At 35.2% G+C, this 12,753-nt stretch carries 11 protein-coding genes; all 11 read left to right on the plus strand.

Features of this window, described 5'->3' with window-relative positions; translation table 11 throughout:
• The 11 genes from AB3G34_RS07655 (at window position 1) to AB3G34_RS07705 (ending at window position 12,753) form a co-directional block, all read left to right on the plus strand.
• A complete protein-coding gene (locus AB3G34_RS07655; RefSeq protein ID WP_369753971.1) occupies window positions 1-150 on the plus strand; it encodes a hypothetical protein in 150 nt (49 codons plus the stop codon).
• Between the two features lie 7 nt (window positions 151-157).
• Window positions 158-1,438, plus strand: coding sequence for a histidinol dehydrogenase (hisD, locus tag AB3G34_RS07660; protein WP_369753972.1), 1,281 nt, complete (start codon window positions 158-160; stop codon window positions 1,436-1,438).
• Between the two features lie 9 nt (window positions 1,439-1,447).
• Complete coding sequence (locus tag AB3G34_RS07665; protein ID WP_369753973.1) at window positions 1,448-2,188, plus strand: SDR family NAD(P)-dependent oxidoreductase; 741 nt, start codon at window positions 1,448-1,450, stop codon at window positions 2,186-2,188.
• Between the two features lie 182 nt (window positions 2,189-2,370).
• Window positions 2,371-3,126 (plus strand): cyclase family protein, encoded by a 756-nt coding sequence (locus AB3G34_RS07670; RefSeq protein ID WP_291247396.1) that lies wholly within the window; start codon window positions 2,371-2,373, stop codon window positions 3,124-3,126.
• A 42-nt stretch (window positions 3,127-3,168) separates the two neighbouring features.
• On the plus strand, window positions 3,169-4,077 hold the full coding sequence (locus tag AB3G34_RS07675; protein WP_369753975.1) for a helix-turn-helix domain-containing protein: 909 nt from the start codon (window positions 3,169-3,171) through the stop codon (window positions 4,075-4,077).
• Between the two features lie 132 nt (window positions 4,078-4,209).
• Complete coding sequence (locus tag AB3G34_RS07680) at window positions 4,210-7,062, plus strand: TonB-dependent receptor domain-containing protein (protein WP_369753976.1); 2,853 nt, start codon at window positions 4,210-4,212, stop codon at window positions 7,060-7,062.
• Between the two features lie 347 nt (window positions 7,063-7,409).
• Entirely contained in the window at window positions 7,410-8,777 is a 1,368-nt protein-coding gene (locus tag AB3G34_RS07685) for a family 43 glycosylhydrolase (RefSeq protein WP_369753977.1), read from the plus strand.
• 168 nt (window positions 8,778-8,945) lie between these two features.
• Window positions 8,946-10,154, plus strand: a complete 1,209-nt coding sequence (locus AB3G34_RS07690; RefSeq protein WP_369753978.1) for an MFS transporter — start codon at window positions 8,946-8,948, stop codon at window positions 10,152-10,154.
• Between the two features lie 6 nt (window positions 10,155-10,160).
• Complete coding sequence (locus tag AB3G34_RS07695) at window positions 10,161-10,940, plus strand: SDR family NAD(P)-dependent oxidoreductase (RefSeq protein WP_369753979.1); 780 nt, start codon at window positions 10,161-10,163, stop codon at window positions 10,938-10,940.
• 39 nt (window positions 10,941-10,979) lie between these two features.
• Entirely contained in the window at window positions 10,980-12,332 is a 1,353-nt protein-coding gene (locus AB3G34_RS07700; RefSeq protein WP_369753980.1) for an FAD-binding oxidoreductase, read from the plus strand.
• On the plus strand, window positions 12,319-12,753 hold the full coding sequence (locus AB3G34_RS07705; RefSeq protein ID WP_369753981.1) for a VOC family protein: 435 nt from the start codon (window positions 12,319-12,321) through the stop codon (window positions 12,751-12,753). Before AB3G34_RS07700 ends, AB3G34_RS07705 begins: the two co-directional genes overlap by 14 nt.

Below are 12,753 nucleotides of genomic sequence, written 5' to 3' on the forward strand. Positions count from 1 at the left end.
ATGATATTAAAAATAGCAACTTTTGACATAAAAGAGCAATCTATTGGCTTTAGGGAATCTCCTTTATTCACCCAATGGAGAGCTATTTTATCTCCTCATTTCCAGAATCCACCTATTGCAGAACATTTTCAAACCATCAATAAAATATAATCAACGCATGAAAAGAATAATTAAAGAAGGAATCGCTTTATTTGAAGCGGAATCTAATGATAAAAAAGTAAGAGAAATAGTTGAAAACGTATTAGAAGAAGTTAAAAATGGCGGTGACGCTGCTGTTCGTTCTTTATCTGAAAAATTTGACAAATGGTCTCCGGCAAGTTTTCTGCTTTCAAAAGAAACAATTGAAGAAATAATTAGTGGAGTTCCAGAACAAGTTTTAGAAGACATTAAATTTGCTCAAACACAAGTTCGAAATTTTGCACAGCATCAAAAAGATTCCATGCATGATATTGAAGTGGAGACACTTCCAGGCGTTTTTCTAGGACATAGAAATGTACCCGTAAACAGTGTAGGCTGTTACATTCCGGGAGGTCGTTACCCAATGGTAGCTTCGGCTCACATGAGTGTACTTACTGCAAAAGTTGCCGGGGTAAAACGCGTTATTGCATGTACGCCACCAATTAATGGACAAATTCCCGCTGCAACTGTTGCCGCAATGTATATGGCTGGTGCCGATGAAATATATTTACTGGGAGGTATTCAAGCTATTGCTGCCATGGGAATAGGAACTGAAACCATTGAATCTGTAGATATGATTGTAGGTCCCGGAAACTCGTATGTAGCGGAAGCCAAAAGACAATTATTTGGAAAAATAGGAATTGATTTATTAGCAGGCCCTACGGAGACTTTGGTAATTGCCGATGAAACTTCTGATGCAGAGATTTGCGCCGTAGATTTGTTAGGACAAGCAGAACACGGACCAACATCGCCTTCTATTTTATTGACCAATTCTGAGAAATTAGCTTATGAAACTTTGGCTGAAGTAGAAAGACAATTAAAAACGTTACCTACAGCTGATGTAGCCAGTATTTCTTGGAGAGATTACGGTCAAATCATAGTTGTTGACACCATTGATGAAATGGTAGCCGAAGCAGACCGAATTGCCAGTGAACACGTTCAGGTAATGACTGCAGATCCAAGATACTTCTTGAAACACATGACAAATTTTGGTGCTTTATTCTTAGGAAAATATACGAATGTGGCTTATGGTGACAAAGTAATTGGAACCAATCATACTTTACCAACGAAACACGGAGCAAAATATACAGGCGGATTATGGGTTGGAAAATTCATGAAAACCTGTTCCTATCAAGAAATCAGAACTCCGGAAGCGAGCGCTATGATTGGAGAATATTGCTCTCGTTTGTGTGCCATAGAAAATTTCTGGGGACACAAAGAACAAGCTGATATTCGAGTGAGAAGATATAAAAACGTATAAATAAACGCCATGCGCAAAACGGTATTAGTTACAGGTGGTTCAGGTGAAATAGGTTCAGCAATTTGCCGAAAATTTGCCGAAAATGGATTTGACATCATAATCAGTTACAACTCTAATTCTAAAAGAGCCGAACAATTCCTGGCAACATTACCGGAAGGAAACCATTCGCTGTTCCATGCTCCAACAACTGATTCAGAAAAAGTAAAAGCTTTTAAACTATTCGTTGAAGAGAAATATGGTAAATTAGATGTTCTAGTAAATAATGCCGGTATTACAACACCAGTTCCTCATGACGACCTTGATGGTTTGAGTGATGAATGGATTGACCGAATTATGCAAACTAATTTTCGAGGCTCCTTTGCCATGACAAGAGCTTTTAAAGATTTGTTGCAAAAATCAACTTCTGATACCGGATTGATAGTAAATATTTCCTCTATAGCAGGGATTTTTGGCACAGGAAGCAATGTTGCTTATTGTGCTTCAAAAGCTGCTTTAGATTCTATGACGCGTTCTTTGGCAAGAGCTTTGGCACCAAAATTAAGAGTAGTATCCGTATCTCCAGGATTTGTAGAAGGAGAATACACCACTACAATGGATCCTGCTTTTTTGAAAATTCAAAAAGACAATACACCTTTGGGAAGATTTGCATTGGGTGAAGATGTAGCCAATGCTGTCTTTTCGGTAGCTACTCAACTGACTTTTTCCACCGGAAATATCATAACAGTAGATGGCGGAAGACTTTTGAAATAAAAACCATTTAAATTTTAACCGTATAAGACATTACTCTTTTTAGTTCCTAGCTTAAATGTCCTTATATCCCTTATATGGTAAACTTTTTCGCAACGATGGTTTTATAATCATTTGTTTAAAACACAAAGAATAAAAATTGTTATTGATACCTGATTCATTTTAAAATTAAAAAAATAGACACCATGAAAATAATAGATCTTTCGGTTACGATTTCTGAAGAAATAAAAGAACCGTTACCAACCAAAATAGTTTATGAAGACCACAAAGAAGGGGCTAAAAAAATGGGCGGAAAACTTTTTGAAGGATTAACTGATGTATTCATTGAAGGCAATGGTCCTGCCGGAGAATTCCTATCGGTAACCAGTCACTGTGGAACCCATGTTGATGCTCCGTATCATTACTATCCAACTTGCGAAGGAAAACCTTCTCGCACGATTGATGAAATGCCATTAGATTGGTTTTTTCATGATGGGGTAGTTTTGGATTTTACCGATAAACCTGATGGTTATATGTTTGAGCCAGAAGATTTGATAGAGAAATTAGCCGCTATAAACTATACGTTGAAGCCTTTTGATATTGTACTGATTCGTTGTGATGCTGATAAGCGTATTCATGATGCTGATTTTGTCCGCATTCATGTGGGCGCTTCCGCAAAAGCGACGCACTGGTTGATTGACCAAGGTATCAAAGTGATGGGAACTGACGGTTGGGGCTGGGATATTCCGCTACACATTCAAGCAGAAGATTTCAGAAACAATCCACGTCCGGGAATTATCTGGCAAGCCCATTATGTTGGAATCGAAAAAGAATATTGTCAAATTGAAAAATTAGCAAATTTAGAAGCTTTACCTCCATTTGGATTTAAAGTAGCCTGTTTTCCTGCAAAAATCAAGGGAGCAAGCGCAGGATGGACCAGAGCTGTAGCCATAATAGAGTAACATTTTTTTTGTAACTTTATAAAATATAACAAACAAATCAAGATGTCTAATAAAGAATATATCCCAACACTGGTTCCCTCTGAAATACATGGGTTTCATTCCCATACTACCAGTTGGACTCCAGTTATATCTAACCCTAGTCATCAGGAATACCACATCAATAGATTAGAAGAAATCTCTAATAAATCGAGTTTTCAAGTATTACCACACCGCAAAACGGTTCATGATTTTATATTTCTAAAAAAAGGTATTTCCAGAAGAAGTAAAGGACTAAGCAAATATGAGTTTGGTCCTTCTTCTATGTTTTTTTTACCTGCATATCAAATCACCCAACATGAGATGATGAGCTCAGATGCCGAAGGTTTTTATTTTCATTTTGATGAAAAAATATTCGAATTTCTGCCTAAAAATTACCTTAGTGAACAATTTTCCTTTTTTCAATTTCAATCTAATCCTGTAATTGAAATATCTGAAAGCACCTTAAATAACATAGAATGTATTTTGAATAGGTTGCTAGAATTGTATAAAGGAGAAAACAAGGCGAATAAAAACCTAATCGCGTATAATTTATTAGTAATTTTTGAAGAGATAAAAAAGGAAATTCCTTTTCAAAATAAGAAAACAAAAAACGCTTTTTTCGAAATTACAGAGCGCTACAAACATGCTTTAGGACAACACATTTATAAACACCAAAACATTTCAGATTACGCTAAAATACTGAATATTACCCCAAATTATCTGAATAAATGTGTCAAAGCCAGTACTGATAAAACTGCCCAAGATTTGCTGAAAGAAATGTTAATTCTTGAAGCCAAAACACTCCTTAAATATTCCGATTTACACATCTCTGAAATCGCTATAAAACTCTGCGATCAAAACCCTAGTAACTTTGCCCGATTTTTCAAGAAACAAACTGGAACTACTCCGATGGAATATTTACAAAAGTGTTGATTTAGAATAGTAGCAGCCTTTTTTTGATTAACAGAATTGATTTTTGAACCCCAAATTTGTAAAATGAAAATTATTAATTGTTCATTTATTCAAACCAAAAAAAATCAATCTAATTTAAAAAAGACCAAAATTATGAAAACAACGCAATTTATTAGGATTTTAATCCTGATTGTCGGATTTAGTTTTTCGGCTACTACATTAGCGCAGGAGGGAAAAATTCAAGGAAAAGTGACCGATTCTAAAGGTTTAGTTTTGATAGGTTCCTCAATCGTTGTAGTGGAAAACAACAAAAGCTCCAATACAGATGCTAATGGAGAATTTGCCATAAATAATGTAGCAAACGGAAGCTATCAAATCGCTGTTTCATATATTGGTTTTATCACCCGAAAAGTAACGGTAAAAGTTCCTCAATCCAACATATTAAATATCGCATTACAAGAAGATCAAGCTGCCTTAGACGAAGTGGTTGTAACAGGTGTTTTTGATAAACGCTCAGCACTTAATTCATCTATAGCTATTTCTACGGTTAATGCCGTTCAAATTCAAAAAATGGCTCCAACAAGTGCTGCAGAATTATTAAAAAATGTGCCTGGAATCTTTGTCAACAACTCTCTTGGAGAAATAAGAAATACCGTTTATTCCCGTGGAGTTACTACAGGAAACAATGATGGTAGATGGGGATATGATTACGTTTCTATGCAGGAAGACGGACTTCCAGTGACCAATGCCATATTTGCTAACTTTGGTCCTGATATGTTTTTAAGAGCTGACGCCACTCTTGATAAATTAGAGGCAGTACGTGGCGGAACTGCTTCTATTACAGGCGCAAATGCTCCTGGAGGTGTTTTTAACTATATTTCAAAAACGGGTGGTGAAAAATTTGCAGGTGAAATTAGAACTAAACTTGGTCTTGAAGGAAACGGGAAAAATCCTTATTACAGAGCCGATTTTAATCTTGGAGGGCCATTAGCAAAAAACTTAACCTATAACGTTGGTGGTTTTTATAGAAAATCAGACGGTTCTCAATATCCTGGATATGCTTCTAACTTTGGCGGACAATTAAAAGGAAATTTAGTTTATAAATATGAGACTGGGTCTTTGAAATTGTTAGTAAAAAGTTTAAATGATCACAATCTAACAGCAGAAGGAATCCCTACAAATAGTTATACCGATATGAAACCATCGGTAGGATTTTCTAATACCTCTTCAGTTTTACCCCCTGCCATTTCTTTAACTACTTATGTCCCTACTAGAGGTGATGTTACTTATAAATCGAAAGATTTATGGCATTCAAAAGACAATTCAGTTGGTTTAAACTGGGAGCAAAAACTAGGAAATGGTTGGAAATTCACAAATAATGCCCGCTTATCTTCTATGTCAGTAGAAGCATTCACACCCTTGAGTACGGTTTCTCCTATTGCAATGGATAATATTGTTACCTATTTTGTTTTAGGAGCTTTGCATCCACCAACACAGGTTATTCCTGGTACTTATACCGTTTCACAAGGAGGACAACCCATTATGACGATTAAATCATTTAGTGGATTTGATTATACTGTTACTAGCAATACAGCTCCTGGAAGTGCACTTTCACCAAATTCATTATTCTTTACTCCTTTAATTTATAATTACAGTAAGGTAAATGAATTTAGAGATCAATTTAATTTTAATAAAAAAATAGAGAATCATACTTTCAATATTGGTGGTTTTTTTGATAATTCATCATTATACAGAGTATCTGGATCAATGGGAGTTTCTTTAAATACAATTCAAAACCACCCACAAACTGTTGGTATATCCGTAACTAATCCTGGAAATGTAACCTATCAAGTTACCAATCCAAACGGAATAGTAAACGTAGGAGCAGATCAAGGCTATACGATTATAAATTCTAAACAAAATCAAAAAGCAATCTATTTTGCCCATACTTGGGAAATCAATGACAAATTAACATTTGATTGGGGAGCACGATACGAAAATGTTCGCATTCACGGAACCAACAATGCTCCTTCATTAGTCGTTTCTAACACTGGAGGTATTGATGGAAATCCGTTAACATTATTTGACAATACTTCATCTGCATTAGGAAGCCCTTTTTCCTATGACAAAACTTTAGGTTATCTTTCGTATTCAGGGGCTTTAAATTATAAAGTTTCAGATCAAACGGCCTTATATTTTCGTTATTCCAATGGTAAAAAAGCACCTGGATATAATATTTATAATGATGTTAGCACTGAATTTGGAGCAAGTAGTTTAGATCCTCAAGTACAAATAATCCAGCAATATGAAGTAGGTTATAAGTCAAAAATAGAGAATGCTATATTTACCATTACACCATTTTATAGTTTGTTATCTGATATTCCTAATAGCGTAACTTTTACAAATGACGCAACTGGTTTATTATACAATCCACCTGCTTTGTACAATAACATCAGAACCTTTGGTATCGAATTAGAGAGTTCTGTTAAGTTATCTAATAATTTCAATATTAGAGGAGTTATTACTGCACAAGATGCAAAAGCAACAAAATACAACGCTTGGATTCACCAAACAGACAACTCGCATACAACAGCTGGAACGGATATAATGATTGACAATTCTGGAAATAAGGCGGCAAACGTACCTAATTTAATGGTAAATATTACTCCTGAATATACTTCTAATAGTTTTTATGCTAATGTAACATGGTCTTATATGGGAGCCAGACAAGCTAATTTTGCCAATGCTTTCGAATTACCAGCCTTCAGTCAATTTAATCTAGCAATGGGTTATGATATTAGCGCTAAATTAAGAGTGAGTGCCAATGTAAATAATGTATTGAATTCTTATGGCGTTATGGGATGGGTAGGACCTGGTTCATTTCCTTTCAACTTAAATTTAGAAGGACTTACCAAAGCAGATATTGCTGCTAATCCTACTGCCTTTCATCAAGCGATTGCAATTCCTGCAAGAGCGTACTTCTTGACGCTCGCGTATAAATTTTAATCGTATTTTGTTTTAGTTATTAAGAGCCTTCCTAAACGGAAGGCTTTTTTTATTTAAAAACCGCAATCTATTGTGTCAAAAATCTAAACTTATATTTCAATAAATCGTATTGAAATATTAAAAAAGTATTGATTTTGAATAGCCCTAGTTGTTTTTTGATTCACAAATAAGCTTAATTCATTGCCATATTTGTAATCTTAAATTTATATTATATTTATTTTATTAAAAATAAAAAACAACATACTGTAAAAAAAATACAAATATAATGAGTAGTCCGTAATTTTAAATACTTATTAAATTCCAAAAAAACTAAAATCATACATCATTTTACAAACTGTTTTTTAAAAATGAAAAAATATCTATTCCTATTATTTATAATTAACATCCAAAATGGATATTCACAAAATCCTATTGTGCCTCCCGGTACATTCATTGCTGATCCATCTGCACATGTATGGAAGGATGGTAAAATGTACGTGTACGGCTCTAGAGACGAAAGCCCAAAGTATTATTGTTCTTTGAGTTATCGCGTATTATCTTCTTCTGACCTAAATAAATGGGATTTATCAGATGTTAGTTTTTCTAATAAAGCCAAAGGTTCAGAAATTAGCTTTATGGATGATCTGCTCTTAGCGCCTGATGTGCAATACCGCAATGGAAAATATTACCTCTACTATTGCATGTTTGATTTTGTAAAAGCTGAATGGGTAGCTGAATCTAACTCTCCAACAGGACCTTTTATAAACAATCATCCTATTTATACCAAAAAAATTAGTCAAATAGATCCTTGTGTCTTTGTAGATGATGATGGACAAAGCTATTACATTTGGGGACAGTTTAATGCTAAAATTGCTAAATTAAAACCCAACATGACCGAAATAGATACTACGACTATAAAAGAAAATATTGTTACACAAAAAGAACATTATTTCCATGAAGGAGCATATATGGTTAAACGAAAAGAATTGTATTACTTGATTTATTCTGATATAAGTCGTGCAGGAAGACCCACCTGTCTAGGATATGCTACTAGTCGTTCTCCAATGGGACCTTTTAAATATCAAGGTATTATCATTGACAACAATAATTCTGACCCAGCTGTATGGAACAATCATGGTTCATTAGTAGCATTTAAAAACAAATGGTATGTGTTTTATCACCGTGCAACCAACGGTAGTATTTCGATGAGGAAATCCTGCCTTGAACCTATTACTTTTAGAGAAGACGGCACAATCCCCGAAGTCGAAATGACTTCACAAGGTGCTGCACCACCCTTAAATGCTTTTGAAGAAATAGATGCAGCAAGAGCCTGTTTAGTAATTGGAAACATTCGCATTAAGACTTTTTCGAATGAGAATGAAGGTTTAGGTAATATCCAATCAAACGATAAGGCAGCATTCAAATATTTAGATTTCAAAGAAGGAGCCAATTCAATAACTATAAAAGTCGCACCAAGTGATAAACCTTGTGTAATTAATTTAAACCTTGATTATTCTTGGGGAATAAACGTAGGCAAAATTGAAGTACCTGCTAAACAAAACGAGGAATGGATTACCTTAAAAGTACCTGTAAAAGTACCCGAAGGAGTTCATGCTTTATGGTTACAGATTATAGATCCAAAAACCACTAATTTTTTAGGTTTCCCAACATCATATAACGAATATGAGAAAGAATTAGTAAAAATTGACCGTTTTCAATTCGAAAATAATATATAATATCCTTTAATAAAAACACAAATATAATGAGTAGTTCATAATTTAAACAAATACAAAGACCTGTTGGAAAACTGGAATTAAAAATTACTCCTCATTAAAAAATGAATATTTTAAAATAAAAATAGCATTAACTAATCCTTGTTTCTTATTGAAAACTCTTTTTTACTTATGAAAAACAAACTTTTTACCTACGAAAATAAACTTTTAGTATTAATGAGCATCACCTTTGGATTGGTGTTTGTTGATCGAATGGCATTGACCTACCTATCTCCATTTCTAATAAAAGACTTAGGATTAAACAATGCCCAACTTGGAATGTTAGTTTCTGGGCTATCCCTTACTTGGGCAATATCAGGATATATTTCAACTTCATGGGCAGAAAAGCATAACAAGAAAAAAACTGTGTTTGTTGGAGCGGTAGTTTTATTTTCACTTTCCTCCATTAGCTCAGCGTTAGCAACAACTTTTACTGTATTGCTCGTAACTCGTTTATTAATGGGACTGTCAGAAGGGCCAACTTTACCTTTAATCCAATCTTTTATAGCTAAAGAATCTTCAAAAAATCGTATTGGATTTAATATGGGATTTTTACAAAGTTTTGGCTCTACCCTATTTGGTTTTATGATAGCTCCAATAGTTTTAGTACTACTAGCAGAAAAATTTGGTTGGCGTTCTACTTTTTTAATTGCAGGTGTCCCTGGTTTAATTATAGCTTTTGTAAATTGGAAATTTTTACGAAAAAATACAGTTGAAAACGTACAAAAATTAGAAGATAAAAGTTTAAGTTTTAAAGAATTATGGGCTTATAAAAACATTCGAGTAGGCGTTTTAATTAGTTGTTGTATGATGACTTGGCTTAATTGTAGTATTGCGTTTTTACCAAAATTTTTTATTGAAGTCCAACACCTTACCGAAGGGCAAATTGGAGCTATTATGGGACTTATGGGATTGTCATCACTGATCTCTGGAATTGTTGTCCCTACATTATCCGATAAATATGGTCGTAAACCCTTTGTAATGCTTTTTGCTTTTGTTGGTGTTTTCTATCCAATGGCAATCCTTTTTATGCAAAATTCTGGTCTCCAAGTTCCAAGTATGTTTATAGCCTACTTCTTCTTTGGAACATTTCCGATTGTTTTATCCGCCATTCCTTCTGAAATAATTCCGATGCATTCTACTGGTAAAGCCATAGGAATGTTAGGTGGAGCTGGAGAAATTGTAGGTGGTATGATTGCGCCATTAGTTGCAGGTATATTAGCCGATAAATATGGTATTTCGGTTCCATTTTACATTGCTGGTTTAGCCGCTTTAGTAGCTGGAATTGCCTCATTTATGATGATTGAAACAAAAGTAAAAATCAATACAATTACAAACTAATATACAATGACACCAAAAAAAAACAATCAAAGACTTTTAGGTAAAACCGCAATAGTAACGGGTATTGGAGCGGGTATTGGAAAAGGCTGCGCACTGCTATTTGCCCGAGAAGGAGCAAATGTATTTGGCTGTGATATTAACGCCACTGCTGCCAAAGCTACACTTGAAATAGCCCGTCAGGAAGGTTTGTCTATGCAAAGCTTTCACCCTTCTGACCTTACCAAAGAGAAAGACGTCGAGCTATTAATGGAAAAAGCTGTCGAAGCTTTTGGAGGTATTGATATTGTTGTAAATGCTGCTGCTTTTTGCGCTTTTGAGTGGATTGAAGATTTAGATTACGAAACTACTTGGAAAAGAAGTATTGCAGGAGAATTGGATATCGTGTTTTTGAGTTGTCAAAAAGCTTGGAAATATTTAAAAATAAATGGAGGTTCTATTATCAATTTTGCTTCCGCAAATGCGAGACAAGCATTAAAAGGCTCGCCTGCATTAGTGCATTGCGCTACAAAAGGTGCTGTTTATTCCATGTCGATTCAAATGGCTATGGAAGGTGGTCAACATAATATTCGGGTAAATACAATTTCTCCTGGATTGGTTCACACAGAAGCCACTTCTCATTTGGTAAACGATCCTGAGATTAGACCTTTCCTAAATGACAAACACATGATTGGTAGAATTGGTACACCTGACGATATTGCTTACGCCGCATTATATTTAGCATCAGATGAATCTAGTTGGGTAACAGGAGCTGATTTTCCTATTGATGGTGGCGCATCAAAATGGTAGAAACGATTACTATACTTATTAATACAGATTTTAAAGCAAATGAATTTCAAAGGTAAAATATATTATAAAGGAAATGCTGGTTATGAAGAAGCGCGAGTGGGAAGGGTTTTCAATCACCTACGTCCAAATCGATTTCCTGTTGCTATTTTTTTTCCAGAAGATGCTAATGATGTTGTGGAAGTTGTAAAACTAGCTAATGAAAAATCATATAAAATAGCTACTCGTTCAGGTGGCCATAGTTGGGCTGTTTGGAGCGTGCGGGATGAAGGGATTTTATTGGATTTAAAACATTTAAATAAAATATCCTTAAATAAAACAACTGGTATTGTAAGTGCAGGTCCTGCAACTAAAGGCGGACAAGAATTAGCTCCTTTTTTAAAAGATAACGACCTGTTTTTTGGAGGAGGCCATTGCCCTACTGTCGGCATTGGTGGCTTTTTATTACAAGGTGGACAAGGTTGGAATGCCCGTGGTTGGGGTTGGGCGGCAGAGCAAATTGAATCGATTGATGTGGTAACTGCCAGTGGTGAATTAGTGAAAGCGGATCTCAACCAAAACCCGGATCTTTTTTGGGCTGCTCGAGGTGCTGGTCCAGGATTTTTCGGCGTTGTTACCTGCTTCCATCTAAAAACTCGCCCACTTCCAAAAGCAATAACTGCCAGTACCTATGTATATCCAGCTGACGTTTGTGAAGGAGTTTTACATTGGTTACAAACGATGCACACTACAGTTGCAAACACCGTTGAAATCGTAGCAGTTGGTCAAACATTTGATTTTGGAACAGGAATCGTCGTTCATGCAATGGCATTTGAAGACACAGCTGAAGCGGCCCAAAAAGCACTTGCTCCTTTTGAAGAATGTCCTTTTATCACCAAAGCTATAGTTCATAAAACCGCTCAACCTACCACCTTGGCAGCTGAGTATGAGGTACAAGTTAAAAACAATCCCGAAGGACATCGATGGGCGGTCAGTAATGCGTGGCTAAAAGGGACTCCTGATGAAGTAGTGCCAGTAATTAAAGATAGTTTTATCAAATTACCAAACGATAAAACATTTACACTTTGGTTCAGCATGGCACCCTTACGTGAATTGCCAGATATGGCATTTTCGCTTCAAACTGATATTTATTTAGCTATATATACGCTTTGGGAAACCGAAGACGAAGATGTAAAATGTAAAACTTGGCTCAACGAACAAATAAATCGAATAGAAAAAGTAACCGAAGGACAATATCTTGGAGATTCTGATTTTACAAAACATCAAAGAAGATTTATTTCGGATGAAAATTTCGCAAAACTGCAAGCAATTAGAGCTGTAAGAGATCCAAAAGGATTATTTCATTCTTATTTAGCAAAATCTGACGAGTCAATAAACAAAAATGAGTTCGAATAAAATGAGTACAACCTATCTAAAAGCACACCATGTAGGAATCAGTATTGCCAATATGCAAGACGCAATCGATTGGTATCAACAAACTTTAGATTTTGAGTTTTGTTGGGAAAAAGATTTTCCTGAGATAAAAACCAAAATAGTATTTCTGCAACATGGGAATTTTAAACTCGAATTATTTGAACATTATGAAACCGAAGCCATTCCAGAAACACGAAAACATCCGCTTACTGACATGCGACAACAAGGAACCAAACATATTTGTTATGAAGTTGAATCTGGTTTAATAGCATTATTCGAACGCTTTAAGAACACGGGTGTTGATGTCGTCATGGGACCACTATTGAGCCCTCCCAAAGATGCTATGATGGGATTCATTAGGGACAATACTGGAAATTTAATTGAGATTATTGAACTATTATAA

This window comes from Flavobacterium sp. WC2409 (genome assembly GCF_041200085.1).
Lineage (GTDB): Bacteria > Bacteroidota > Bacteroidia > Flavobacteriales > Flavobacteriaceae > Flavobacterium.